The following is a 23,757-nucleotide window of genomic DNA, read 5'->3' as shown; positions in this document are numbered from 1 at the left end:
GTGAAGTGGCTCAACCGGGGAAAGGGCCCGACAGGCCTACCGGCCCAGCCACTTCACTTCGTACGCCTGCATCTCGAACCGCTTCCCGTCGACCTTCGCGCTGATCGACCGGTCGAGGGTGTTGACCACCAGGACGGTCTTGTCGGTGGCCAGGACGCGGACGTTGGGCACGTCGTCCGCGGCGACGGAGACGGTCGCGTACTTCGTGCCGGGCGGGAAGGCCCGGTGGAAGCGGGAGACCAGGTCGAACATGGGCAGCTTCCTGCCGCCGTCCGCGCTGTCGGTCGGCGTCCACATGCAGCCCGCGCAGTCGCTGCTCTTCTCGTCCTCCGGGTTCCAGTAGAAGCCGGAGGAGGCGCCGCCCCTGACCATGGCGATCATCCCGGCGGCCTGGACGGCGACACGGCGGGTCTCGGACCAGCCCTTGCGGTCGTCGTTGCCGTCGGCGGGCTCGACGTAGTACTCGGACCACCACAGCGGGAGGTTGCCGGTCCGCTGCCGCACCCACTTGCCGACGGCGGTGAACTTGTCGGTCGCCGCGAACTCGTTCGGCAGCATCTCGTCGTCGTTGGTGTAGCTGGAGCCGTCGACGACGACGAAGTCGGCGCCCGCCTTGTTCCTGTTCCAGTAGTCGAAGGCGTCGAGGACCCGCTGGTCCATGGCGCCCCACGGGCCCTTGAACGTCTTGGACGCCTCGTCCGCGCGCGGGTCGACACTGTCCATGACCAGGTACGGACCGCCGACCATGATGTCCTTGTCGACCTTCTTCAGGGCCTGGTGGACCAGGTTGTAGAGCTTGGTGTAACCCTCGTAGTCCCAGCGGCCCTTGGCATCGCTCCAGAAGCCCTTGAACTCGTTCCAGACGATGAAGTGGCGTACGTCCGGATAGCGCTTGGCGACGGTCGCGGCGAGCGCGGCGAAGTCCCCGTAGTGCTCGGGCCGCGGGGCGGTCTCCAGCGCGGACTGGCTCCAGTCGGTGTTGTCGACGCCGGCCTTGCCGCCCTTCATCCAGTCCGGGGAGCAGCACAGGGTGACGACCGGGGCGCCGCCGGACTTGCGGATGAAGTCGATACGGCGGTCCATCGCGTCGAAGTCGTAACGGCCCTTCACCGGCTCGGGGTTGTCGGCGCCCCAGCCCATGAGCGCCTGGTCCTGCGGTATGCCCCCGGCGTCCGAGATCAGCCCCTCGACCCGCTCGGTGGCGGCGGGGCTGCCCTCGTCGGCGCTGTACTGGGTGTGTGTGAAGCCCCAGCCGACCTCGGGCCTGTCCTGGTCGGGCGGGGTCACCGGGGTGCCGTGCACGGTGTCGCCGTTGCGCGAGGTGCCCGCGGTGCCGGCGCCGCTCCCTGGCAGCGTGTTGATCAGGGTCACGACCAGAGCCAGTGCGGCCACGCCCACGCCGAGCAGCGCGGTGAGCCGCCACCGTCGCGCCCCCGAAGTCCACTCATGACGTCCCATCGAGGGAAACAGTAACCGGCGGAATGCCAGGTATGGCAGATGTTGTAGCAAACAGACACCGAGGACAGAGCGGGGGAAATCCAGTGCGCGGAGCGCCCGGGTGCCGGATCATGGACGCCATGTCTGCGAACCCATACGACGCTCTGCCGATCCGGCTCAACGTCGACGACAGCGACTCGCCGTCCGACGTCGTCGACGCGCTGTTCCTCGGCCGCTTCGCGACGGGCGAGCAGCCGTACTCGCATGCGGCCAACATCGACCGGGTCCGGTCCGGGGCGACACTCCTGCCGCCGGGCGCCCGGGTGCTGCGCATGGCCCGTGACGACGACCGCAGCGCGACGCTGGCGGAGGGCGAGGGCTGGACGCTGCTGATCTCCCGCTGGAACCGCGGCGCCGACGTCACGGTGACGGCGACCAGCGCCGAGCTGGCGCAGAAGGTCCTCGACCAGGCGACGGAAGGCGCGGCGGACGAGCCCGAACCCCAGCCGGAGAACGTGACGATGGGCTTTTGGTACGTCTCCCCGAGGCGCGGCCCGCACCGCACCACCCGGCAGATCTCCGCGGGCACCTGGGACGAAGTGCGGGAGAACTACACGGCGCCGGTGGCGGACGCGATGGACCGACTGATGAGGACGACCCCGGAGGACATCGCGGGCCGGCTGCTCCTGCTGCACGGCCCGCCGGGCACCGGCAAGACCTCGGCCCTGCGCACGCTGGCCCGTTCCTGGCGGGACTGGTGCCAGGTGGACTGCGTGCTCGACCCGGAGCGCCTGTTCTCCGACGTCGGCTATCTGATGGACATCGCGATCGGCGAGGAGGACGCGACGGGCAAGGGCCGCTGGCGGCTGCTGCTCCTGGAGGACTGTGACGAGCTGATCCGCGGCGAGGCCAAGCACACGGCGGGCCAGGCCCTGTCGCGGCTGCTGAACCTGACCGACGGCCTGCTCGGCCAGGGCCGCAACGTGCTGGTGGGCGTGACGACCAACGAGGACCTGGAGCGTCTGCACCCGGCCGTGGTCCGCCCGGGCCGCTGTCTGGCCCGTATCGAGGTGGGGCAGCTGACCCGCGCGGAGGCGGTGAACTGGCTGGGCACCGAGGAGGGCGTGGGCCGCGAGGGCGCGACCCTGGCGGAGCTGTACGCACTGCGCCGCGGCACCTCGCCGACCGCCCTGCCGGAACCGCGGGACGGGGCCGACGCCGGGCTGTATCTCTAGGCGACCGGTGTTTTGATGAACGTATGACCCTGTTCGTCGGAACGTCGGGGTGGCAGTACAAGGACTGGCGGGAGGTCTTCTACCCCGCCGATGTGCCCATGCGGCTGTGGCTTGAGGAGTACACGGAGCACTTCGCCACGGTGGAGATCAACAACGCTTTCTACCGGCTGCCGACACGGGAGAACTTCGAGGCGTGGCGGGAGCGCGTGCCGCGGGACTTCGTGGTGGCGGTGAAGGCGAGTCGCTATCTCACCCATATCAAGCGCCTCAAGGATCCCGAGGAGCCGGTCCACCGTCTGATGAGCCACGCGACGGGCCTGGGTGACCGGCTGGGGCCGGTGCTCCTGCAACTCCCGCCGACGCTGAAGGCCGACGCGGGCCTGCTGGACGCGTGCCTGGCCTGCTTCCCCTCGTCGACCCGGGTCGCGGTCGAACCGCGTCACGACTCCTGGTGGACGAAGGAGGTACGCGAGGTCCTGGAAGCCCGGGGCGCCGCCCTGTGCTGGGCCGACGTCCAGGCCCGCCCCGTCACCCCGCTGTGGCGTACGACCGACTGGGGCTACGTCCGCTTCCACCAGGGCCGCGCCCACCCGTGGCCGCACTACGGCCGCCGCTCCCTGGAAACCTGGGTGGACCGCATCGCCACCACCTGGTCCGACCGCCGGGACGTGTACGCGTACTTCAACAACGACCCCGGAGGGGCGGCGGTGAAGGACGCGGTGACCTTCGGCCGGGCGGCGACCAGGGCGGGGCTGACGGTAACGCGCACACCGGAACTGGCGACCCGGCGCTGACCAGCGCGCCCCATAGGGGCGCGGGGAACTGCGCGAGCAACCACAACGGCCCCGCGCACGATCGACGGCCTACCCCTCCTCGTAAGCCGCCCGCAGGGCACTGCTCACCCCCCGTAAGCCGCCCGCAGGGCACTGCTCACCCCCCGTAAGCCGCCCGCAGGGCATCCCGCACGGCAGCCACCGCCTCCTCCTCCCCCACCGCCAGCCGCCGAGCCCGCTCGACGTAGGCCTGGGCCGCCAGGGCCAACTCCCGCTCCGCCGCCGAGCCCGCGGCAGCGACAAACGTACCGTTGCGCCCCCGCGTCTCGATCACCCCGTCGCTCTCGAGCGCCCGGTACGCCTTGGCGACCGTGTTCGCCGCGAGCCCGAGCGACTCGGCCAGCCCCCGCACGGTCGGCAGCCGGTAGCCCACCGGCAGCACCCCCGACCGCGCCTGCTCGGAGATCTGCGCCCGCACCTGCTCGTACGGCGCGGCACTGTCGTCGATGTGGATCTTCAAGGTCACGCTGCCGATTGTCCCGCACCGGCCCGAAAATGAGAGGCATCCGGGTGCGCCTTCCCCGTAGCGTGCGCCCAATGACAGTGACCGTGCGCGATCTACGCTCCGACGACCGGGCCGACGTCGAGGGTTTCGCCCATGTCCGCCATCAGGCCCTCCCGCACATCCTGTGGACCCCGGACGCCATCGTCCACCGCCTCGCCCGCACCCACCCCGACGCCCGCTTCAGATCCCTGGTCGCGGAGGAGGACGGCGAGGTCGTCGGCACCGCCCAGGTGCAACTGGCGCACGACAGCCCGGAGCCGGGCCAGGGCATGCTCAACATCTATGTGCACCCGGACCGGACCCGCCGCGGCGCGGGCGATCTCCTGGTCCGCGCGGCCGAGCAGCATCTGGCCGAGCACGGCGCGACCAAGCTGTTCGCCTGGGTCCTGGACGAGCCCGACAACCGGGCCTTCGCCGAACGGCGCGGCTACCGCGCCAGCCGCTCCGCCCACTTCCTCCGCCTCGACCTGACCGGCGGGACGCTTCCGCCGCTCCAGTCCCCGCCGCCGGGCGTGGAGCTGCGCTCCGCGGCGGACTTCGCCGACGATCCGCGTCCGCTGTTCGAGCTGGATGCGCTGACGACCTCGGACGAACCGAGCGACGTCGACGCCGAGCTCACCGACTACGAGACCTGGATCGAGGAGAGCTGGAAGGCCCCACTGCTCAACCGGGAGCTGACCACCATCGCGCTCGTCGAGGGCCGACCGGCCGCCTTCAGCGTGGCCTGGACGGACACCGCCACCGGCCGCTACGCCACCGCCATGACCGGCACCGCCCGCGCCCACCGCGGCCGCGGCCTGGCCAAGCTGGTCAAGAACGCCTCCCTGCACCGCGCCCGCGCCGCCGGATACACGGTGGCGCTCACGGGCAACGACGCCGGGAACGAGCCCATGCTCGCGATCAACAAATCATTCGGATACGAGATCTGCGCGTCGGAGGTTCGCTATGTCCGCGAACTTGCCTGACAGTCCACGGCAGTTGGACGTCGTTTTGGTCAAGGCGGGCCGGACGAAGATCCGTTACGGGGCGGAGCTGCTCGGCGACGACGGCACGCGCGTCGTCGTCCGTGCGCTCTGGGCGGGCGACAGCGTCCGCGACTTCGGCTTCGTCCGCTTCGAGAAGGGCGACGTCTTCACGGAGTACTACTGGCGCGACCGCTGGTACGCCGTGAAGGAGGTCCGCGACTTCGGGGGCACCCTGAAGGGCTGGTACTGCGACGTCACCCGCCCGGCCACGCTCTCCGGCACGGAACTGGTCGTCGAGGACCTCGACCTGGACCTGTGGCGGTCCGCCGACGGCAGGGACGTACGCCGGCTGGACGAGGACGAGTTCGCCGAGAGCGGCCTGGCGGAGACGGACGCAGAGGCCGCGGCCGCCGCCGTCGCCGCCCTGGACGAGCTGGAGTCGCTGGCCCGCGAGGGCGGCTTCGACGCGCTCCTGGCCTGAGGGCTCACACCCGCGCCACCACCGCGTACCGCTCGTCCGTCACCTCCTTCCCCCACAGCCGCGCGTCCTGGGACAGCCGCTCCAGCCGCACCTCGGCGGCGAGCGGCGCCAGGAGGCCGGTGAGCACGTCGGCCGGTATGCCGACCGGCGTGACCGTCCCCCACACGCCCTCGACCAGCACCAGCCGGCCTCCGGGGCGCACCAGCTCCCGCCAGTGCCGCAGGACCCGGCCGGGCTCGGGCAGCGCCCACAGCAGATGCCGTACGAGTACGACGTCGAAGCGCTGCTCCCCCACCGGGGGCGCCGCCGCGTCACCGACCAGGAACGCCGCGTCACGACCGGCCAGCTTGGCTCTCGCGAGGCCGACCATCGCGGGGGAGCTGTCCACCCCGGTCACATGGTGTCCCTGCTCCGATGCGAGGAGCGACAGGCTGCCGGTGCCGCAGCCGAGGTCGAGGACATCGCTCGGCCGCTCCGGTAGCCAGGAGCCGAGCCGCTCGGCCCAGGCGTCGCGCACCCGCGGGTCGCGCAGACCGTGATCCGGTTCTTCGTCGAAGGAGGCGGCCTCCGCGTCCCAGTCCACAGCCGCCCAGCTCAGCGCGTCATTGTCGTTGGTCATGCGCCCAAGAGTGACACCCGCCACTGACAGTCGATTCGTGACAGCCACCACAGACAGACCCCGACCGATGAGTCACTCTCCCCGAAAGGGTCTACCTCCGTGAGAACGCGGAACCCGGTAGGCACTGAAGGAGGCAGCCATGCGCCGCACCACCGTGCAGAAGCCCCTGAGGAAGACGGACGCCCGCAAGGTCCGCGAGGAGGCCGACGAGGGGGCCTCCGGGCGCCCGGAGGTCCGCAAGGACATCGCACGAACGTGGTGGCCGGACGGCTGAAACAGCCGGTCCAGCCCATCAGTCAACTCAATCCAGCCGCTTGCGGTAGTGGATGCGGTCGTAGGGACCGTCCACCCGCCGCTCGACGACCTCATAGCCGAACTTCGGATAGATCTGCTGGTTCTCCCACATCATCGCGTTGGTGTAGAGCCTGACCTCGGGCAGTCCGAGCGCACGCGCGCGTGCGTCCACGAACCGCAGCAGCCGTCGCCCCACGCCCCTGCCGTGCGCCTCGGGGTGGACGGCGATGTTGTCGAGGTACAGATGGTCCGCGCGCTCCTCGAGCACGACCAGGCCGATCACCGGGTCTCCCGTCACGAACACCTTCCCCGCGGCCACGTTCGCCGCGTGGTCGGCCTCCATGGGCTGCGGCACCACCCCGATGCGCTCGATGTAGTGGTGGTAGGCGGCGTCGGTCACGGCCTTCACGGCCGGTACGTCGGCGGCGACGGCCGCCCGGATCCCCTCGTCGGTCATGCCGCGCACGGTATTACCTGATCCCAGGCTGAGCACTCCCTTAACGGCACCATAAGAGCCCAAAGGCGCCTCTGAACTGCATTTCCGCAGTTCAGAGGCGGTCCTTTGGGGTCCCTTCTAGGCCTGGGGAGCCAAACGGGGAGCCATGAGCGGGAAATCAGGGCTCTTCCGAGGAGTCATCCTCGGTCGTGCCGTGGTCCTCCCCGAAGATGTCATCCATGGCTTCCGCCCCTTCGGAGATGACAGGGCGCAGTTGCTTTCGGTAGACCCTCTCAGTCGTCCCACTGCCGTTGTGTCCAACGAGGCGCGAGATGACTTCGATCGGGATCCCGTGGTCCGACAGCACGGACACGAAGCTAAGGGATGTCCCGCAACTGCTTGTCGGGCTGATGCAGCTGACTGCCATGGCGGTGCTCCGTCGCACTCGCCTACAGGCCGACCGTGTTGTCAGTGGCCCGGGATACGGTGCGGTGTGATGGGCCGGACGGAGATCGTGAGGGACTCGCGGCCATGGGGGGTGGGTCGGACAGGCCCCGGCAGCCAGCTCGGGACTGGAGATATTTTGCCATGTATCCACCCCCCACCTCCACCATCCGAGGGCGTGTCCCGCGCTGCTGTTCACGGGTGACACGATCTTGGCGTGTCTGGTGTGATCACGGCGTCGGAGCCGTCCTGGATAGTCCCGTTCACCGGGCTGAGCCCGCGGCAGTTCGGCAAGCTGATCACCGCTCCGCGGCGTGAGGGCGCGGACCCGGTCCGCAAGGGCCGACCCTGGATCCTGCCGCTGGAGGACCGCGTGCTCCTGGTCGCCACGTACTGGCGCACGAACCTGACGCTGCGCCAACTGGCCCCGCTGTTCGGGGTGTCCAAGTCGGCCGCCGACCGCATCATCGACCACCTCGGGCCCGCGCTCGCGCTCCAGCAGCGCAAGCGGTTCCGCAAGGACACCGTGCTGATCGTGGACGGCACCCTGGTCCCCACCCGCGACCACACCATCGCCGAGCAGTCCAAGAACTACCGGTACTCCACCAACCACCAGGTCGTCATCGACGCCGATTCCCGACTCGTCGTCGCCGTCGGCCGGCCGCTGCCCGGCAACCGCAACGACTGCAAGGCATGGGAACTGTCCGGCGCGAAAGACGCCGTCGGCAAGACCACCGTCATCGCGGACGGCGGTTACCGGGGCACCGGTCTGGTCATCCCGCACCGCCGCGAGCGCGGCCAAGTCGAGCTCCCAGCCTGGAAAGAGGAGCACAACACCTCCCACCGCAAGGTCCGCGCCCGCGTCGAGCACGCCCTCGCCTGCATGAAGACCTGGAAGATCCTCCGCGACTGCCGCCTGAAAGGCGACGGCGTTCACCACGCCATGCTCGGCATCGCCCGCCTGCACAACCTGACCCTCTCCGGCTGACGAAGAAGGCACAGGTCATCGAGCACGTAGTAGATCATTTACGGGACAACCCTTAGGCGTGGGGGCCAGTTCGCGGTCCGCACTCTGATTCCCCAGACGTCCCCCGAAAGGGCGCCAACTGGCCATATCGCCAGGCCAGATGGCTGGTGATCGGCCCGCTGTAAATGGGCCGCCGTCCAGTAGCTCGCGACGGCGTCCTGATCCGCGGCCACTATGGCATGACGCTCCGGCGACGGCGACGGATGAAGGCGGTCTCAATCAGGGCCGATTCCAGGCACGTCCGTAGGTGTCCGTCTCAGGTCGAGAACCCCAGCTGAGCGGGGGCGATGCCTGTCTTGTGGCTCCGTGGACGGCCATAGACCAATATCGGACAACTCGTAATTTGGGGATCCGCGATCCGCTGGCTGATCACTTCCTGATGCCGGGATCCTCTCGCGGCTCATCCAACCGCTTCAAGAACCTGGCGGTGATCAGGGTGTTGGGGTGGTCTTCGCCCAGGACCTGCCGCTGCCGGGTCAAGGTGTCCTCGCCCAGGGCGCGTGCCTCTTCGGTCCGCCCCAGCTCCGCCAGCCAGGCAGCCAGATTGGAGGCAGTGATCAGGGTGTTGGGGTGGTCTTCGCCCAGGACCTGTCGGCGCCGGGTCAGGGTGTCCTCGCCCAGGGAGCGGGCCTCCTCCGTCTGCCCCAGCGCCGCCAGCCAGATGGCCAGGTTGGAGGCGCTGCGCAGGGTGTCGGGGTGGTCTTCGCCCAGGACCTGCCGCTGCCGGGTCAAGGTGTCCTCGCCCAGGGCGCGAGCCTCCTCCGTCTGCCCCAGCCCCGACAGCCAGATGGCCAGGCTGGAGGCAGTGATCAGGGTGTTGGGGTGGTCTTCGCCCAGGACCTGCCGGCGCCGGGTCAAGGTGTCCTCGCCCAGGGCGCGAGCCTCCTCCGTCTGCCCCAGCGCCGCCAGCCAGATGGCCAGGCTGGAGGCGGTGATCAGGGTGTTGGGGTGGTCTTCGCCCAGGACCTGCCGCTGCCGGGTCAAGGTGTCCTCGCCCAGGGCGCGAGCCTCTTGGGTCTGCCCCAGCGCCGCCAGCCAGATGGCCAGGTTGGAGGCGGTGATCAGGGTGTTGGGGTGGTCTTCGCCCAGGACCTGCCGCTGCCGGGCCAGGGTGTCCTCGCCCAGGGCGCGGGCCTCCTCCGTCTTCCCCAGCGCCGCCAGATCGGTGGCCAGGTTGGAGGCGGTGCGCAGGGTGTCGGGGTGGTCTTCGCCCAGGACCTGCCGCTGCCGGGTCAAGGTGTCCTCGCCCAGGGCGCGGGCCTCCTCCGTCTTCCCCAGCGCCGCCAGCCGATTGGTCAGGTTGGAGGCGATGATCAGGGTGTCGCGGTGGTCTTCGCCCAGGAGGCGGCGGCGGCGCTGGAGGGTGTCCTCGTCCAGGGCGCGGGCACGCGCGTGGTCCTGGGTTTCGTCGTAGGCGCGTGCGAGGTAGTGGGCAGCCCAGAGGGTGTCTTCGTGGTCGGGGCCGAGTTGCCGGAAGCAGGCGTCGTGCAGCTGTTGGAGGCGGTCTCGGGCGGTGCGGGTCTGGCCGCGGTCCATCAGGTACCAGCAGGCGTTGCGGACCACGCCCCGCCCCGCGTTCGTGGTGAGGAGGGCGGGGTCCACGGCGAGGAGGTGGGGCAGCAGCACCTGCCAGGCGGGCCATGTCGAGGGCCGGCCGACGTACCCGGGAGCGGCCGCGGTCAGGAGGGCTTCGGCGTCCTGGCCCGCCTGCCGGCGTTGGCGGGGGGTGAGCTGGTCGCCCAGGACGGTCTGGGTGAGGCGGTGGAGCTGGATGGTGCCGTCCTGGACCCGGGCCAGGCCGTGCCGGGTGATGGCATGCAGCGCTGTACTGCTTGCCAGTCGGCTGGCCAGCGCATCCGTCAGAGGTGCGGAGGCGACGTCGGGGAGGCGGCCGGCGCAGGTGGTGACGGGGAAGGGTTCCGGAGCCAGCAGGGCCAGGGCGGCCAGCAGGGCGGCCGCGCCGGGGTGGTCCGACTCCAGGCGGGTGGTGGTCAGACGCACCTGCGCGGCCAGCGAGACGGGATAGCCGACCAGCCGGCCCTCGGCCAGCACCGCGGCCGTGCTGCGGGCCAGCTCGGCGCTCAGGTCGGCGGCGGACAGACCGTCGGTGAGCAGAGCGGCGGCCTGGGCGAGGGCGAGCGGAAGGTCGTCGAGGGTATGGGCGAGGTGATCGGCGTCGCTCTCGTCCAGGACGGCGCCGTGAGATTGGAGCAGGGCGAGGGACTCGGCACGGCTGAAGACGTCGACATTCAGCGGGCTGGCGTGGGTGTGCCAGTGCGGGTTGCGGGAGGTCAGCAGCACATGGCCGCCCCCGCCCGGCAGGTAGGTGGCCAGGACCGCGGGGTCTTCGATGTTGTCGAAGACCAGCAGCCAGCGCGAGCGAGTGCGCAGCTCACCCAGCAGCGCGTCCACGGCCTCGGCGGAGGGTGCCCCGACGGGTGCGGCGCCGATGCGGGTGGCGAGCTGGGCGAGCTGGTCGGGGATGAGCGCGGGATCCTCCGCCGCGATCCACCAGGCAAGTTCGTACTCGCCGGCGAAGCGGTGCGCGTATTCGACGGCCAACTGGGTCTTGCCGACCCCGCCCCGTCCGTGCAGCGCCTGCACGGCCACCCGGCTGTCGGCCGCCAGTATCTGCCGCAGCCGGACCAGGAGGCTGCCCCGGCCGGTGAAAGAGGCGTTGCGGGCGGGCAGGTTCCACACCCGCGGCAGCGACCCGGGCAGCCGGGGCCCGCTGCCACCCAGCTGCCGCAGCGCCCCGGGGAAAGCCGGCGGACCGGCCGGCCGCCGCGGCCCGTTGACCGCCCCCAACAGCGCCTGGCGGGCGGCCTCCTCACCCAGGCCGAACAGGTTCCGGACGATCAGAGGGCGCAGGATCGCCGGCGCAACGACCTTCGCCACACGAACCGGGGTGATCTTCTCCTTCATCGCCACGGCGGCGGTCCACTCGGGTGTGGTGAACCGGTCCGGATCGAAGTAGGCCGGGGAGAACAACGCCAGAAAACGCCCCCGCTCCAACGCGGCGTTCATCTTCAGGACGAAGTTGTCCCCCGCACCCCAGTCCCAGTAATCCAAGTCCACTTGGAACCCGGCATCGAGCAACTGCCACGCGATCCACTCCGCCCAGGCCCGATCCGCCCCCGCATGACTGATGAACCACGCCCCGTCAGACGCCTCAACGCCGCCCATCCTCATCCCCCGAGTCCAGCCACCACACTGAACCTCCGAGCCTAGAACCCCCCACCCCCGACCAACCCCCGTTCACCCATCCCCACGTGTGAAGGCTGCCGAGGGTGGGTCGTGGCGCTGCACCGACCTCGCGTCGAACACCGCCGCCGGGGTGCCCGAGCGGACGGTTACTCGGAACGGCCGTTGGCCCGCGGCCCGCCAGAGAGCTGGCATGTGACGGCCTGTTGCAATTCGGCACCGAACGTGACGATCGTCTGCCTGTTGCTCGGCGGGCTGGCGACCATGCGTTCCATGCAGCGATCTCGGACTCGTCGGGTAGCCGTCATCTACATGGTTCTGCAGTTCACGACCGTGGTGTTGGCGTTGTGGCTGTCGAAGCAGTTTGAGGTGGCGCGGATGTCCGCCACGCTGATCGCTTTAGCCCCCACCGTGCCGGGTGCCTACCTGGCGTGGGCTGCTTACCGTGACGATCGCCGTGAGGCCGGGGCGGACATCGACGCAAAGACGAAAACGTTGGCCGCGGTCGTGGCCGTGGCTGAGACCCGGCAGCGTGCCCAGCTGATCGGGCCTGGCGCTCATCGCATCGACCTGGCCTTCCACCAGCACCTCGAGCCCGCCAACAACGCCGCTGGCGCCGCCCCATACGGCCATCTCGCTGGCATCGTCGGCTACTACCAGGGGCTGCGTCCCGCCCGGCTGGCCATCACCGGCGAACCGGGCGCGGGCAAAACCCTGCTCGCAGTGGATCTCCTCCTCGGCTTGCTGGCCCACCCGGGCCGCGCCGATACCGACCCTGTCCCGGTCCGTTTCTCCCTGGCCGGCTGGGACACCGACCGCCCGCTGCAAGAATGGCTCGCCCAGCAGGTCCATCAGCAGTTCCGGGACCAGGGCATCACCCTCGCCGACGCGGCTGCGCTGGTAGACAGGCACCGCGTCGTGCCGGTCCTGGACGGCCTGGACGAGATGGACACCGACGGCACTCCGGCCGGCCGCCGTCGCGCCGTGCAAGCCGTGCAGAAACTCAACGATTACCAGGACCCCGTCGGCAGCGCCCCGGTCATCCTCACCTGCCGCACCATCCAGTACGAGGACCTGGCCGCCCTGGACTTACGGATGCGTGAGGCCGCCCGCATCCAGCTCGACCCCGTCGCTCCCGGCCAGGCCGCCGCGTATCTCACTGCCCGCAGCACCAGTCCCGACCGCTGGAGGCCGGTCATCGACACGCTCACGACCGCGCCCAGCGGCACGCTGGCCCGTGCCCTTGCTACCCCCTGGCGCCTCAACCTGGCCGCTACCGCCTACGAAGAACGCCACCCCGACACCCTCGCCTACCTCCGTGAACCAGACCACCTGCTCACCCTGGGCTCCCCCAGCGCGGTCCGCGACCACCTCCTCGCCCGCTACCTGCCCGCGGCCGCCCACCAGCACCCCACCCGCCCCAACCGCTACCAGCCCGACCAGGCCCACCACTGGCTCGCCGCGCTCGCCACCCACCTCTCCGCCACCACACCGGCATCCACCGCGACCGGCACCGATCTCGTGCTCCACCAGTTGTGGCCCCTGGCCGGTCCCCGCCGTGTCCGCACCGCCGACACTCTGCTCGCCATCCTCCTCGCCCTCGCCTTCACCGCTCTGGCCCTGACCCAAGCCCCTATCGGCTTCTCAAACCACCAACTGATCGGCGCCGCCGAACCCGCGTTGCTTGCCCTAGCAACCGTCTGGCGGGCCAGTCGCCCCGGCGTCCCGGAGCCTCAAACATTCCAGCTCCGGCTGCACAGCGCACCCCGGCGCCGTCGGCTCGTGCTCGGGCTCACGCTCGGGATCGGGTTCGGGGTCGGGGGCGGGATCGTGCTCGGGCTCGTGCTCGGGCTAACGTTCGGGATCGTGCTCGGGACCACACTCGGGCTCGGGCTCGGGTTTGCGGGCGGGATCGTGGCACCCCTGAAAGACGTGCCACCGACAGACCCGCGCCAGCCGGTGCGGGACGACCTCATGTTCGGGCTCGCGCTCACGCTCGCGGTCGGGTTCGCGTGCGGGCTCGCGTACGGGCTCGTGGGCGAGCTCGCGTACGGGCTCGGGCTCGGCTTCGGGCTCGCGGTCGGGATCGGGCTCGGGCTCAGCGGGCAGTACTGGATCGCTGGGGCCGGACGCCGCTACCTGGTCTTCCTCTGCTGCGTCCGGGGCCGACTGCCCTGGCGCCTGGGCACCTTCCTGAACTGGGCCTACGAGGCCGGACTCCTGCGGATCTCCGGCGTGGCCTACCAGTTCCGCCACCGGGAACTCCAGGATTGGCTCGCCGCACACCCCACTCCCTGACAGCCGCAGGCAGCCGTGCCATACCTCCATGGAGAAAACCTGGAGATGATCTTGCGATAGCGGCTATGCAGTACCACCGGAGACCGACACATCCCGACGCTCTGACCTGCATCTTTGGCATGAGCCCCAGGTCGGCGATCTTCCAGGGCCTAATTCGGGATGAAGAGGTCGTGGATCCAGGAGCCCTACGCAAAAGGCGTGGGCCGTCTGGCCGCGCGGCAATACACTCCAACCGTGATGAGCTGCGCGGACTGTGGCACCAATCTGGACGAGACGCCCGTTGGGCAGCTACGCCCAAGCTGTGGTGGCGACCGGCGCAGCGCGACGGCGTACGCAGAAGCCGCGCTGTTAGTCACCGCGACTTTCACGGCCTCGGCGACCATCGGTTACAACCCGGTGAGGCCGTGGCAACAGAAGTGGAGCGACGTCAACACCGGCCTGGACGCCCTTCAAGTGACCTACCAACAAAGGGACCTTGATAACGAGGTCGTGCGTCGTCAAGTCGAAACCTTCTTCAAGGACTGCTGTGAGCTAGCCGACTGGCTGCGGGAGCAAGCAGGCAAACCTGACGCCATGAACCACGTCAAGGCGGACCCGGATCTGAAGCTGTGCGACGGCATGGCTCAAACGACGAAGCATCACACGAGGGCTCGCAGCAGCAGGCAAGATCCGATCACCGCGAGGATCTGCCGGGTTCATGGTGGGCAAGGAGTGCGAGCCGAGATCAAGTGGTCAACGCCGAGTGGTTCGACCGGTACTGAAGACGCTCTCGACCTGGCTCGGCGTTGTAAGTCCGCATGGGAGCGGTTCTTCGCGCAACACGGATTGACGCCGTAATGCATCGGCCGGGAGGCGTGGAGCGCCACTGTGACGGTCTCAATGGCGTCTGGGGTGGTTTTACGGTCGTCCACCGCACCCCCCGCTCCCTGGAAGCCTGGTCGCTGGTGTTGACCTCGTCAGGCCTTACTTTTCGTTGGCATTCAGCGCGCCAGCCCCCTGAGAGTCAATTTGGGCTCACGGTGAGACGCTGTCCCCCCATGCGTCCCCCAGCGACGGTGGCCGTAGAAAAACCCACAAGTCGCAGACGGTGCAGGGAGCCCGCAGTAAGTCTGCCAACGGGGCCTCCTTGAGACGGTCGTAGACCGTTGTGTCCTCGGGGGAGCAAGGTGTGTCGATATTGGTCGATCTTGCTCGCGATGGGTGAGTGAGGGGCGTCCACCCGTCTGCCGCGAGGTCCTCTGGAAAGCAACCACGTCACGAGTGCCACCTACATACGTGGAGCTCGGCACTTGGTTTGCAGCAGGTTCCGCGAAAAAGTGGAATCACCCGCAGGCGCGAACTGGTTGTGCCAACCTCACAGGCGGCCTGTTGGTTGCCACGCGGGCGGCCCGGGGGAGCACCATTATTGGTGCGGAGGAGGTAGCGGGGATGGAGATCGAACTGGCGGATGCCGTCGCGGCGTTGCGTGATGAGCTGCTGGAGGCAGCCGCGCGCGGTGCCGGGCAGGACGTGGAGTTCAAGGTCGGTGCGGTGGAACTGGAGTTCGCAGTGGAGTTGCGCAAGAGCGCGGAGGCCAAGGCAGGCTTCAAGGCATGGGTGGTGAGCGGTGAGGCACGGGGTGCCCTGGAACAGGGGCGGACGCACCGGGTGACGATCTCGCTGCAGCCGCGGCAACGTGGCGGGGGCGACTGGACGGTGGGCCGGACGCGGGGCTGAGTCGGCTGACGGGGGTCTGGCGTGGATGAGCGTCGGGTGGTGTATGTGGCCGGGCCCGCTTTGGGGTCCGGATATGCGATCGGCCCGCGGTTGGTACTGGCCTCCGCGCACTGCACCCCCAGCGTGGGCGGCGAGGTCTCCGTGCAGTTGCCGACGCACAAGCCGCAGGATGAGTACCGCGCGAAGGTCGTCTGGCGCGGCACCCCGGAGAAAGCCGATGACGCAGCGCTGCTCTACATTGCCGACGAGGCCTGGGTACCAGTTAACGGCACGCCACCTCGCTGGGGTCGGCTGGTCACCCACACCCCGGGCGTTGCCTGCGAAAGCTGGGGATATCCGCAGGCGGTGCAGCGCCAGGGCAGCCCAGAGCTGTCCTGGCATCCGTTCGGGAGGGTGACAGCCGCCCTGCGCGCGGCCGGCGAGCGCTATGTGATGCAGGTCGAGGGCCAGCCCCCGGAGCAGCTGGAGGACGACGCATCGCCCTGGGGCGGGATATCCGGCGCCGCGCTATTTTGCGGCGACCTGCTGGTAGGTGTCCTCGCCGTCGCACCCAGGGGCTGGCGCCATGGACAGCTGGAAGCGGTGCCGGCACATGTACTGCTGGCCGATCCTGAGTTCCGTCAGGCCCTGCAGGAAGGCGGGTACGGCCCGGTTCCGCGGCTGGAGCCGGTGGAATGGCAGCACCTGGCCGAGTCGGCCTATACCGGGCCTGCGAAGTCGCCGGCAGCGCTGCTGCGCGCCGACCGCCAGGTGGTGGCCTTCCACGGCCGTCGTCAGCTGCTGCGGGAGCTGGAAGGCTGGTGCGACCAGGTTGGCTTCGACGCCCGATTGATCACAGGGCCGGCCGGGCAGGGCAAGACCCGCCTGGCGCACGAGCTATCCGCACGGCTGGAGGCCGCCGGGTGGGCGACAATGTGGCTGAGGGCCGCAGCCGCCGACGGCGATATCGTGGCCCTCAATGCATCCTCGGTTCCGTTGTTGCTGGTGGTCGACTATGCCGAGACCCGTACCGAGCAGCTGACGCACGTGTGGGAGGCCGCCTCACGCCACGAAGGGGGCGCGCCGTTCAAGGTCCTGCTGCTGGCGCGCACCGCCGGCGACTGGTGGGAGGACCTGCAGGCAAGGGGGTTGGCACAGGAGCTGCTCGGCGCGGCGGTCACCATCCCGCTCTCCCCGCTCCAGCCCGATCCCAAGGAGTGGGCGGAGGCCTACCGGCAGGCGGTGACAGCCTTCGCCGGACACCTGCCGCGGGTCGTCGGCCAGGAACGGCCTGATTGGCTGGCTCTGGCTTCTCAGTTGTCCGCCCCCGCTGCCCGTCCTGGGCTGGGCCACGCCCTGACCTTGCAGATGCTTGCGCTCGCCGATCTCCTCGACGCCGCAGATCCCGCCACCGCCAGTCAGTCGGACGCCACGCTGGCCCCCTCGGTGGAAGACCGCCTGCTGGCGCACGAGGGCAGTTACTGGCAGCGCGGAGCCAACGCCCCGGGTCTACCGCGGCTGGAGACCCTTAAGGACGCCCTGGCCGCAGTCTTCCTGGCCGGAGCCGGCGACCGCGCGCAGGCCGACACACTGCTCCGCCACGTCACCGGCACCACGGACCCGGACCGGATCAGCGCCACACGGACCTGGATCGCCGGCTTGTATCCCGGGAGCGATGAGCTACCGTTCGGCAGCCTGCAACCGGACCGCCTGGCCGAACAACACGTCGGACGGCGCCTGCAAAAGAACCCCAGCCTCGCCACGACGATCCTCCCCGGCACCACCGACGCCCAGCTCGCCCAACTGGTGGCTGTCTACGCACGCACCACCAGCCATCGCACCTTCCAAGAACTCGGCAAGGCACTCACCACGTTGTGCGTCTCGAACCCGGACGCCCTGGCGACTGCGGCTGTGCAGGCAGTCCCCCAGACCGAGAACCCGCAGCCGCTGCTGGCCGCCTTGCACACCATCGCGAAAGCTCCAGATACATCCACCGAACTCGTCAAACACCTGTATGTCGCCCTGCCCGAGACCAGTCATCGCCTCGCTGAGCTGTCAGCCCAGCTCACCAGCCGACTCGTCGAGCATTACCGCGCTCAGGCAGCCACCGATCCAGAGCGTCTCCCCGCCCTCGCCGCGAGCCTGAACAATCTCGCTAACCGGCTCGGGGAGCTCGGCCGGCACGAGGACGGCCTGGCCGCCATCGAAGAAGCCGTTGCTGCCTACCGCACCCTCACCCGGGCCCGCCCGGACACCTACTTCCCCCACCTCGCCGCGAGCCTGAACAACCTCGCTAACCGGCTCGGGGACCTCGGCCAGCACGAGGACGCCTTGCCCGCCATCGAAGAAGCCGTCAGAATCCGCCGCACCCTTGCCCAGGCCCGCCCGGACGCCTTCCTCCCCGACCTCGCCGTGAGCCTGAACACCCTCGGTAACCGGCTCGGGGACCTCGGCCAGTACGAGGACGCCTTGGCTGCCGTGGAAGAAGGCGTTGCTGCCTACCGCTCTCTGGCCCAGGCCCGCCCGGACGCTTTCCTTCCCTACCTCGCCGCGAGCCTTAACAATCTCGCCATCCTGCTCGGATACTTCGGCCGGCACGAGGACGCCTTGGCCGCCATCGAAGAAGCCGTCGGCATCCGCCGCACCCTGGCCCAGGCCCGCCCAGATGCGTACTTCCACGGCCTCGCCGTGAGCCTGAACAATCTCGCTGTCCGGCTCGCGGGCCTCGACCGGCACGAGGAAGGCTTGGCCGCCATCGAAGAAGCCGTTGCTGCCTACCGCACTCTGGCCCAGGCCCGCCCAGATGCGTACTTCCACGGCCTCGCCGTGAGCCTGACCAACCTCGCCAACCGGCTCGCGGGCCTCGACCGGCACGAGGACGCCTTGGCCGCCATCGAAGAAGCCGTCGGCATCCGCCGCACTCTGGCCCAGGCCCGCCCGGACGCGCACTTCCCGGACCTCGCCCTGAGCCTGATCAACCTCGCTAACCGGCTCGGGGAGCTCGGCCGGCACGAGGACGCCCTGCCCGCCATCGAAGAAGCCGTTGCTGCCTACCGCACTCTGGCCCAGGCCCGCCCAGACGCGCACTTCCCGGCCCTCGCGCTGAGCCTGAACAACCTCGCCATCCTGCTCGGATACCTCGACCGGCACGAGGACGGCTTGGCCACCATCGAAGAAGCCGTCGGCATCCGCCGCACCCTCGCCAAGCTCCGACCCCTAGTGCACGTACCAGAGCTAGAGCGGTCACTCTTGGTTATGGCGTGGCTGAAGTCCCGCTCTATAGACAGCGGCTGAGTCTGAGGTCCGTCCCCCAGATCTCCCCCCATGATGAAGTCGCCAGGAATCACTGCAAGCTACGCGGGGCCGGAGCAGCCCACTGTAAATCTGTCGGTCCACTCCATCTGCAAGGAAAACGACCATCGAAGGCCACCGAGAAGCTGGCCAGCGCCGAAGCCCGTCATCGCGGCGGGGAGTGTCAACTTAACGGCTGATCTTGGTTGTTGAGTGGTCAGCGGTTGCTTGGGCTCAGTCGGCCGTCGAAGGCGATCCACTGGGGAGCGCCGGGCCCGGCGAGGGCGCGGGTGATGCGGTCCAGGTCGATAACGATGTCGGTGGGCTTGGCGCGTGCGTCGATCCAGCTGGACTTGCCTGCGGTCGGCGGACCGGGGACGACGTAGAGCACGACGTTCCTCAAGCGATCAAGAGTAGGAGCAGCCACATAATGGCGGAAAGCCCCGGTAGTGCGTAGACGATGAGCACCAGGGAGCGCCCCCGGGGCATGCATGTCCTGAGCGTTTCGTCGTAGTCCGGGAGCCTCTGACGTGTGCGAAGTCGTATGGCTCGCCAATACAGCAGGTGACGGTGCCCTATGTACAGCCAGATCAACGTGGACGCGATTCCGAATGCAGCGATCACGCGTGCGGCAGCCAGATTCTTGTCGCCAGCGGTCAGTATTGTGCTGTAGGCCACCGCCAAGAGTGACAGCGCGACCAGGAAGAGATTCCCCTGCTGGTAGCGGATGTTGTCCTCGTGAAGGAGGTGCTCCCAGATCCTGTTGTCTGCCGCCTGGCGTTCATGTTCCTCGGTCTCCTCCATTGCGTAGTGCTACCCGGCCCGGGCGTGGAGTCACCGCATTCGCATTCACCAGATCCGTGAAGCTCGCTGAGGTTGATTGCTCGTGGTGCGGTTGCCGCGGGCGCTGTTGCAACGCCGGTGGGCCGAGCGGGCGTTCTCGGGGTCGAGGAGACTGCCGCCCTTCGACAGTGGGACGTAGTGGTCGAGGATGAAGGCGAGCCGGTGACGGCGGCCGTCGACGTCTGGCGGGATGTTGTGGCCGCAACGCCAGCAGGGCAAGCCGAGGGCTTTCTGTGCGGTGACGAGGCGACGGCAGGGGCGCCCGTTGCGCGGGTTGCTGGCCACGGGCGCCACCTCCTTACGGCTGGGCGGTCTCCAGGCCCTTGAGGCCCTTGTCGACGGCGTCCCCGATCTCCTTCTGCATGATCTCGGCGGCGTACTTCTGGACGGTCTTGTCGTCGACGCCGTTGCAGGCAGCGGGACGGGTGCCGGGTGTGGCGTTGTCGCCGGCGGCGATGGCGTCCTTGAACTGCTTGGTCATGGCGGCCTTGCAGGCGGCTGGGTCGGCGTTGCTGCTGTCCGCGCTGCTGCAGGCGGTCAGGGCCACTGCGAGGGCGAGCAGGACGATACAGGCAGTGGTGCGGGTCTTCATGGTCCCCCCGAACGTTCTGGTACTGAGGGGGCATCATGCGCGCTGTGGGGGCATCGCGGGGGCCGTGTGGCCGTGTTGTGACGTCTGGGTCGCTTGGACGCGACAAAGCCCCGACCGGAGGAGTGCTGGCCGGGGCTTCGTCGTGCGTCTGTGACTGTTGTGTCCGGGCACGCCGGCCCTGAGGCCAGGGCCCTGCATGATCGGTCAGGATGCAACTACGGGTCAGCCGACGCCGAGGCTGCCGTTCGCGCTGCCTCATCCCCCCTGGGCTGCGACGTCGGTGATCTCCACGGATACCTTCGTGCTCGCCGAAACGGTGGTGATCACGGACGGCGTGTAGTTCAGGCTCGTCTGGTCGGACAGCTCCGCCGTCTCGACGACCGGCCCGGACTCGTCACCGTGGATCTCGTAGGTGATCTCATACATTGCGTCCGGATCGATGTCCGCACTGTCGACCAGGAGCGTCAGGTCCGGCTCGACCGTCAGATTGCAACCTGCGGACCCGAAGCACTGCCGTGCCTTGGTCTTCAGCGTCATTGTGAAGCTGTCGGTGTCGAGCTCGGCGTACGTCGGTGCGGTGTCCGGATCGGCTGCGGTCGCGGCCTCGTTGGCGGGCGCGCTCGACTTGGTGGTCGCGGCTGGCTTGCTGCCGTCGTCTCTGGACTGCACGACTACGACACCCGTGGCCACGACGGCAGCGATGACGGCGGAGGCTGAGCCGATAATGACGAGGTTGGTGCGTGACTTCTTCGGTGCCGGCGGGGGCGGCGGGAAGTCGGGCATGGGTGGCGGTGTCGGGCTGGCCATTGATCCCCCCTGGGACGTACTTTGCTGAATGCGGAGTGTGCGACTTGTAAATGCGGCGTGTGGTTGCCTCGGATCGGAGAGATTCACCCAATGGTGATTAACTCCGACGTGCGTCCACCCGTGAACGCGCGGAGATCCGACCGTAGATGAGCCAGTACACGACGGTAGACGAGTCGGTAGACGTGCAGGTCAGGCGGCGGTAGACGCGTCGGTAGACGTCTCCCCGGCATGTGCCGGGGAAGGGGCCAGATCTTCCCAGCGGACACCCCTCGTCGGGCTCACGCCGTGCGCCTCCTCGGGCTGAACAGGGATGCCCAGGGCCTCCAAACGGGCGCGCAGATCACCCACCGTCCAGGCGGCCGTGCGGGCCGCGGTCGTGGGGTGCTGCTGGAGGTGGGCGAGGACAGTCCGCAGGTGCACCGCCTTGCCGTCCCCCATGACCTCCAGGAGCGGGCCCGGACGGCGTCGACGTCGAGTTCGGAGGAACGTAGGCGCCACCGGGAGCCAATCCGGGAGCCAACCGAGGCATCCGGGTACGGACTAACACGGACTGACACGGACGGCGGCGAGGTTCGGGCGCAGGTGAGTCCGGACGTTCCCCCTCGCCTTCCTGAGCCCTCAATTAGTCCTGCCTTAACGGCACCATAAGGATCTCCATCACCCGCCTCCAGCAGGCGATTTCACGGTTTCTTGGAGCTAGCTTCTGATCGCGCCCCACGGGATTCGCCCCCCGTCCCGCCCCACGCGTCAGGACCGTTCACAGGAGATTCCGTATGCCCGCACGCCGCCGCAAGGTCGCCGCTGTCACCGCCCTCGGCGCCGCCCCGCTCGCCCTGACCGTCCTCGCCGCCGGGCCGGCGTCCGCGCACGGCACTATGGGCGATCCGGTCAGCCGGGTCGCGCAGTGCTACGCGGAGGGCCCGGAGAGCCCGAAGTCGGACGCGTGCAGGGCGGCGGTCGCGGTCGGCGGCACCCAGGCGCTCTACGACTGGAACGGCATCCGGATCGGGGACGCGAACGGGCAGCACCGGACGCTGATCCCGGACGGCAGGCTGTGCAGCGCGAACAACGAGGAGTTCAAGGGGCTCGACCTGGCCCGCGCGGACTGGCCGGCGACGAGGGTGAGCGCGGGTTCGTACACCTTCAAGTACCGCGTGACCGCCCCGCACAGAGGCACCTTCAAGGTGTACGTCACCAAGGCCGGCTACGACCCGTCGCACCCGCTGTCCTGGTCCGACCTGGACCTGGAGCACCCGGTGGCGACGGCCACCGACCCGGTCGCCTCGGGCGGTTTCTACACGTTCGCCGGCACCCTCCCCGAGCGCTCCGGCAAGCAGCTCCTGTATGCGATCTGGCAGCGCTCGGACAGCCCGGAGGCGTTCTACTCCTGCTCGGACGTGAGCTTCGGCGGAAAGAACAGCGGCAGTGGTACGACGAGCAGTTCGTCCCCGGCGCCGACCGCCTCCGCCCCCTCCGACCGGCAGATCGAGGCGGGTGCCGACAAGTCGACGGTCGAGCACCACGGTCACGGTGACGCCGACGCGAGCACCTCCGCGGAGCCGAGGACCGCAGCCTCGGCCAACGGGCCCACGGCGGCCGGGGCGTCGGAGAACCTCGCCGAGACGGGCGCCGACGACAGCACCTCGTACCTCGCCGTCGGCGGCGCGGCCGCCCTGGCGCTCGGTGCGGCGGCGCTGTTCCTCTCGGTCTCCTCGGTCCGCCGCCGCACGACCGGCGACTCCGGTCGGCACGGCCGCTGAGAGGGCGGAAAAGCGCGGGGCCTGTCCGGCGGCTCAGGTCGGACAGGCCCCGAGAGTGCGTCAGCTCAGTACCGACGCACAGGTGGTGGCGGAGGCACGCGCCGGGTCGAGGGCGTTGGACACCTCATGGAAGGCGATCCGGTCGGTCAGCCCGATCAGGGCGTGCTCGGAGAGGTCGAGTGCGCACAGGTTCTGCAGCAGCACGTTGTGCACGTCCGAACCGCTCAGGAACTGACTGCTGTACGGCGTGACCACCTCGTCGTACTTGGTGGCGAGGACCGTGTAGTGGACGCCGGGGACGGTGTCCCCGCCCGCGTTGAGCTTGGTGAGGAAGGCGGATCCGACGATCTGGTCGGCCAGCCCGGGTGTCGAGGCGGAGATCAGGTCCGCGGCGCCGGGGAAGTACGGCAGCAGCTTGGTGAACCCGTCGAGGTCGGTGCCGTGGTTGTCGGGCGCGATGCCGACGAGGGCGTTCACCTTGGCGGCTCCGCCGAGGAACTTGAGGTAGTAGCGGGGCATCATGCCGCCCTGTGAATGGCCGACGAGGTCGACCTTGGCGGCACCGGTCGCGGCGAGCACCTTGTCGACGTAGGCGGACAGCTGCTCCGCCGACTTGTCGATGGGGCCGAGGCCGTAGAAGGCGGGGACGTTCGGCAGCTGGCCGTAGTCGAAGGAGAAGACGCAGTAGCCGCGGTCCTCCAGATACGGGGCGAGAGCCAGCCAGTTGTCGACGGAGTTGGCGAGGGTGCCGTGCACCAGGACGACGGGTCGGGGATGGGCGGCGGACGGCTTGCAGGAGTAGTCGTTCCAGCCGCTCGACGAGGCTGCCGCCGTGTCGGCGGCGTGGGCGGCGGTGGCGGCGGGGACGGTGACGACCGCGGCGGTCAGAAGCAGCGCGGTCAGGGGTCTGAGCACTCGTTTCCAGGGCAGCATCGTGTGATCTCCTTGCGGCTCAAGGGAGTTGCGATGGCCTTACGCCCTGTGATCCGGA

The 23,757-nt window shown here is 69.2% G+C and carries 23 protein-coding genes and 1 pseudogene; 11 read left to right on the top strand and 13 right to left on the bottom strand.

All coding sequences use genetic code 11. The features are described from left to right. Window positions 1-36 precede the first annotated feature (36 nt). Window positions 37-1,458, bottom strand: coding sequence for a GH39 family glycosyl hydrolase (locus ACWC1K_RS24120; protein ID WP_450834130.1), 1,422 nt, complete (start codon window positions 1,456-1,458; stop codon window positions 37-39). Window positions 1,459-1,577: 119 nt separating this feature from the next. Between ACWC1K_RS24120 and ACWC1K_RS24115 the strand changes: the two genes are divergently transcribed. Together ACWC1K_RS24115 and ACWC1K_RS24110 are read left to right on the top strand one after the other, a co-directional pair. Continuing rightward, on the top strand, window positions 1,578-2,672 hold the full coding sequence (locus ACWC1K_RS24115; protein ID WP_450834128.1) for a DUF5925 domain-containing protein: 1,095 nt from the start codon (window positions 1,578-1,580) through the stop codon (window positions 2,670-2,672). Window positions 2,673-2,695: 23 nt separating this feature from the next. Next, on the top strand, window positions 2,696-3,466 hold the full coding sequence (locus tag ACWC1K_RS24110; protein WP_450834126.1) for a DUF72 domain-containing protein: 771 nt from the start codon (window positions 2,696-2,698) through the stop codon (window positions 3,464-3,466). A 136-nt stretch (window positions 3,467-3,602) separates the two neighbouring features. Here the strand turns inward: ACWC1K_RS24110 and ACWC1K_RS24105 are convergent, their stop codons facing one another. Further along, a complete protein-coding gene (locus tag ACWC1K_RS24105; protein ID WP_450834124.1) occupies window positions 3,603-3,971 on the bottom strand; it encodes a GntR family transcriptional regulator in 369 nt (122 codons plus the stop codon). Window positions 3,972-4,042: 71 nt separating this feature from the next. Here ACWC1K_RS24105 and ACWC1K_RS24100 point away from each other — a divergent pair, with 71 nt between their 5' ends. Next, window positions 4,043-4,975 carry an N-acetyltransferase family protein gene (locus ACWC1K_RS24100; protein WP_450834123.1) on the top strand — a complete coding sequence of 311 codons (933 nt, stop codon included), beginning with the start codon at window positions 4,043-4,045 and terminating at the stop codon, window positions 4,973-4,975. Beyond that, entirely contained in the window at window positions 4,956-5,456 is a 501-nt protein-coding gene (locus ACWC1K_RS24095; RefSeq protein WP_450834121.1) for a DUF402 domain-containing protein, read from the top strand. The genes ACWC1K_RS24100 and ACWC1K_RS24095 overlap by 20 nt, the downstream gene beginning before the upstream one ends. Before the next feature lie 4 nt (window positions 5,457-5,460). Here the strand turns inward: ACWC1K_RS24095 and ACWC1K_RS24090 are convergent, their stop codons facing one another. After that, on the bottom strand, window positions 5,461-6,075 hold the full coding sequence (locus ACWC1K_RS24090) for a class I SAM-dependent methyltransferase (protein WP_450834119.1): 615 nt from the start codon (window positions 6,073-6,075) through the stop codon (window positions 5,461-5,463). Window positions 6,076-6,214: 139 nt separating this feature from the next. On the opposite strand from ACWC1K_RS24090, the gene ACWC1K_RS24085 reads away from it, so the two are divergent. After that, window positions 6,215-6,349: a hypothetical protein gene (locus ACWC1K_RS24085; RefSeq protein WP_450834117.1), complete on the top strand. Its 135-nt coding sequence runs from the start codon at window positions 6,215-6,217 to the stop codon at window positions 6,347-6,349. A gap of 27 nt (window positions 6,350-6,376) precedes the next feature. Here the strand turns inward: ACWC1K_RS24085 and ACWC1K_RS24080 are convergent, their stop codons facing one another. Both ACWC1K_RS24080 and ACWC1K_RS24075 read right to left on the bottom strand, forming a co-directional pair. Further along, on the bottom strand, window positions 6,377-6,826 hold the full coding sequence (locus ACWC1K_RS24080) for a GNAT family N-acetyltransferase (protein WP_450834115.1): 450 nt from the start codon (window positions 6,824-6,826) through the stop codon (window positions 6,377-6,379). A 157-nt stretch (window positions 6,827-6,983) separates the two neighbouring features. Beyond that, a pseudogene (locus tag ACWC1K_RS24075) lies at window positions 6,984-7,184 on the bottom strand (site-specific integrase); the annotation flags it as partial. 282 nt (window positions 7,185-7,466) lie between these two features. Here ACWC1K_RS24075 and ACWC1K_RS24070 point away from each other — a divergent pair. Next, window positions 7,467-8,237 (top strand): transposase, encoded by a 771-nt coding sequence (locus ACWC1K_RS24070; RefSeq protein WP_450834113.1) that lies wholly within the window; start codon window positions 7,467-7,469, stop codon window positions 8,235-8,237. 408 nt (window positions 8,238-8,645) lie between these two features. Here the strand turns inward: ACWC1K_RS24070 and fxsT are convergent, their stop codons facing one another. After that, entirely contained in the window at window positions 8,646-11,462 is a 2,817-nt protein-coding gene (gene fxsT, locus ACWC1K_RS24065; protein ID WP_450834112.1) for an FxSxx-COOH system tetratricopeptide repeat protein, read from the bottom strand. 291 nt (window positions 11,463-11,753) lie between these two features. Here fxsT and ACWC1K_RS24060 point away from each other — a divergent pair, with 291 nt between their 5' ends. From ACWC1K_RS24060 to ACWC1K_RS24045, 4 genes are all read left to right on the top strand, one after another. Further along, on the top strand, window positions 11,754-13,778 hold the full coding sequence (locus tag ACWC1K_RS24060) for an NACHT domain-containing protein (RefSeq protein WP_450834110.1): 2,025 nt from the start codon (window positions 11,754-11,756) through the stop codon (window positions 13,776-13,778). 198 nt (window positions 13,779-13,976) lie between these two features. Continuing rightward, window positions 13,977-14,615, top strand: coding sequence for a hypothetical protein (locus ACWC1K_RS24055; protein ID WP_450834109.1), 639 nt, complete (start codon window positions 13,977-13,979; stop codon window positions 14,613-14,615). A gap of 591 nt (window positions 14,616-15,206) precedes the next feature. Beyond that, the gene (locus ACWC1K_RS24050; protein ID WP_450834107.1) at window positions 15,207-15,494 is read left to right on the top strand and encodes a trypco2 family protein; all 288 of its coding nucleotides are present in this window, start codon (window positions 15,207-15,209) and stop codon (window positions 15,492-15,494) included. A gap of 21 nt (window positions 15,495-15,515) precedes the next feature. Next, on the top strand, window positions 15,516-18,767 hold the full coding sequence (locus ACWC1K_RS24045; RefSeq protein WP_450834105.1) for a tetratricopeptide repeat protein: 3,252 nt from the start codon (window positions 15,516-15,518) through the stop codon (window positions 18,765-18,767). Window positions 18,768-18,981: 214 nt separating this feature from the next. On the opposite strand, the gene ACWC1K_RS24040 is transcribed toward ACWC1K_RS24045, so the two are convergent. The 6 genes from ACWC1K_RS24040 to ACWC1K_RS24015 all read right to left on the bottom strand — a co-directional run bounded on the left by ACWC1K_RS24040 (window position 18,982) and on the right by ACWC1K_RS24015 (window position 21,444). Further along, complete coding sequence (locus tag ACWC1K_RS24040; RefSeq protein ID WP_450834103.1) at window positions 18,982-19,167, bottom strand: hypothetical protein; 186 nt, start codon at window positions 19,165-19,167, stop codon at window positions 18,982-18,984. Then, window positions 19,164-19,568 (bottom strand): hypothetical protein, encoded by a 405-nt coding sequence (locus ACWC1K_RS24035; RefSeq protein WP_450834101.1) that lies wholly within the window; start codon window positions 19,566-19,568, stop codon window positions 19,164-19,166. The genes ACWC1K_RS24040 and ACWC1K_RS24035 overlap by 4 nt, the downstream gene beginning before the upstream one ends. A gap of 45 nt (window positions 19,569-19,613) precedes the next feature. Next, on the bottom strand, window positions 19,614-19,892 hold the full coding sequence (locus tag ACWC1K_RS24030; RefSeq protein WP_450834099.1) for an HNH endonuclease: 279 nt from the start codon (window positions 19,890-19,892) through the stop codon (window positions 19,614-19,616). Between the two features lie 13 nt (window positions 19,893-19,905). Next, window positions 19,906-20,199, bottom strand: a complete 294-nt coding sequence (locus tag ACWC1K_RS24025) for a hypothetical protein (RefSeq protein ID WP_450834097.1) — start codon at window positions 20,197-20,199, stop codon at window positions 19,906-19,908. A gap of 255 nt (window positions 20,200-20,454) precedes the next feature. After that, complete coding sequence (locus ACWC1K_RS24020; RefSeq protein ID WP_450834095.1) at window positions 20,455-20,982, bottom strand: hypothetical protein; 528 nt, start codon at window positions 20,980-20,982, stop codon at window positions 20,455-20,457. A 213-nt stretch (window positions 20,983-21,195) separates the two neighbouring features. Then, window positions 21,196-21,444 carry a hypothetical protein gene (locus ACWC1K_RS24015; protein WP_450834094.1) on the bottom strand — a complete coding sequence of 83 codons (249 nt, stop codon included), beginning with the start codon at window positions 21,442-21,444 and terminating at the stop codon, window positions 21,196-21,198. Window positions 21,445-21,779: 335 nt separating this feature from the next. On the opposite strand from ACWC1K_RS24015, the gene ACWC1K_RS24010 reads away from it, so the two are divergent. Further along, window positions 21,780-22,766, top strand: a complete 987-nt coding sequence (locus ACWC1K_RS24010; protein ID WP_450834092.1) for a lytic polysaccharide monooxygenase auxiliary activity family 9 protein — start codon at window positions 21,780-21,782, stop codon at window positions 22,764-22,766. Between the two features lie 60 nt (window positions 22,767-22,826). Here the strand turns inward: ACWC1K_RS24010 and ACWC1K_RS24005 are convergent, their stop codons facing one another. Continuing rightward, complete coding sequence (locus tag ACWC1K_RS24005) at window positions 22,827-23,699, bottom strand: esterase/lipase family protein (protein ID WP_450834091.1); 873 nt, start codon at window positions 23,697-23,699, stop codon at window positions 22,827-22,829. Window positions 23,700-23,757: the final 58 nt, after the last annotated feature.

Source organism: Streptomyces sp. NPDC001492 (assembly GCF_053597275.1).
This window is presented reverse-complemented; position numbering and strand designations above follow the sequence as displayed.

Coding starts and splice junctions, on each gene's coding strand:
- ACWC1K_RS24120 (WP_450834130.1), bottom strand. CDS start 1,458: ATGGGACGTCATGAGTGGACTTCGGGGGCGCGACGGTGGCGGCTCACC.
- ACWC1K_RS24115 (WP_450834128.1), top strand. CDS start 1,578: ATGTCTGCGAACCCATACGACGCTCTGCCGATCCGGCTCAACGTCGAC.
- ACWC1K_RS24110 (WP_450834126.1), top strand. CDS start 2,696: ATGACCCTGTTCGTCGGAACGTCGGGGTGGCAGTACAAGGACTGGCGG.
- ACWC1K_RS24100 (WP_450834123.1), top strand. CDS start 4,043: ATGACAGTGACCGTGCGCGATCTACGCTCCGACGACCGGGCCGACGTC.
- ACWC1K_RS24095 (WP_450834121.1), top strand. CDS start 4,956: ATGTCCGCGAACTTGCCTGACAGTCCACGGCAGTTGGACGTCGTTTTG.
- ACWC1K_RS24090 (WP_450834119.1), bottom strand. CDS start 6,075: ATGACCAACGACAATGACGCGCTGAGCTGGGCGGCTGTGGACTGGGAC.
- ACWC1K_RS24085 (WP_450834117.1), top strand. CDS start 6,215: ATGCGCCGCACCACCGTGCAGAAGCCCCTGAGGAAGACGGACGCCCGC.
- ACWC1K_RS24080 (WP_450834115.1), bottom strand. CDS start 6,826: ATGACCGACGAGGGGATCCGGGCGGCCGTCGCCGCCGACGTACCGGCC.
- fxsT (WP_450834112.1), bottom strand. CDS start 11,462: ATGGGCGGCGTTGAGGCGTCTGACGGGGCGTGGTTCATCAGTCATGCG.
- ACWC1K_RS24060 (WP_450834110.1), top strand. CDS start 11,754: ATGCAGCGATCTCGGACTCGTCGGGTAGCCGTCATCTACATGGTTCTG.
- ACWC1K_RS24050 (WP_450834107.1), top strand. CDS start 15,207: ATGGAGATCGAACTGGCGGATGCCGTCGCGGCGTTGCGTGATGAGCTG.
- ACWC1K_RS24035 (WP_450834101.1), bottom strand. CDS start 19,568: ATGGAGGAGACCGAGGAACATGAACGCCAGGCGGCAGACAACAGGATC.
- ACWC1K_RS24025 (WP_450834097.1), bottom strand. CDS start 20,199: ATGAAGACCCGCACCACTGCCTGTATCGTCCTGCTCGCCCTCGCAGTG.
- ACWC1K_RS24020 (WP_450834095.1), bottom strand. CDS start 20,982: ATGCCCGACTTCCCGCCGCCCCCGCCGGCACCGAAGAAGTCACGCACC.
- ACWC1K_RS24015 (WP_450834094.1), bottom strand. CDS start 21,444: ATGGGGGACGGCAAGGCGGTGCACCTGCGGACTGTCCTCGCCCACCTC.
- ACWC1K_RS24010 (WP_450834092.1), top strand. CDS start 21,780: ATGCCCGCACGCCGCCGCAAGGTCGCCGCTGTCACCGCCCTCGGCGCC.
- ACWC1K_RS24005 (WP_450834091.1), bottom strand. CDS start 23,699: ATGCTGCCCTGGAAACGAGTGCTCAGACCCCTGACCGCGCTGCTTCTG.